We start from the raw sequence: 291 nt of genomic DNA, 5'->3' as shown, positions 1-291 counted from the left end.
CCCTGTACTGCAAAAGCGCTTGAGGTACCGGTTGTTGACCCGGCTGCAAAGGTAATGGTGGCGCCATTGCTTAACGTCACCGTAAAGTCGCGATCGGTGGGATTACTCAGTGTGGCACTAACTGTAGAGCTATCGCTGCCTTCCGCCACCGTGATATCACCCACCGTTAGCGTGGTGGTATCTACCGTGTCGGTCACCGTCACTGTCGCGGTATCGCTGGTATCCAGTTGCTCAAAGTTATGCTCGCCCGCATCGGTTACGCTTAGGGTGTAACTTTCACCATCCTGGTAA

Annotated in this window: 1 protein-coding gene; it reads right to left on the bottom strand. The window is 54.3% G+C overall.

What is annotated here, in order from left to right; translation table 11 throughout:
* Positions 1–291 (bottom strand): immunoglobulin-like domain-containing protein (locus MFP24_RS00215; protein WP_249228632.1); only part of this gene is annotated, 291 nt, incomplete at both ends.

It is taken from the genome of Brenneria tiliae, from assembly GCF_023347575.1.
GTDB lineage: Bacteria > Pseudomonadota > Gammaproteobacteria > Enterobacterales > Enterobacteriaceae > Brenneria > Brenneria corticis.
The sequence above is the reverse complement of the archived record's forward strand: the minus strand, read 5'-3'. Positions and strand labels throughout refer to the sequence as shown.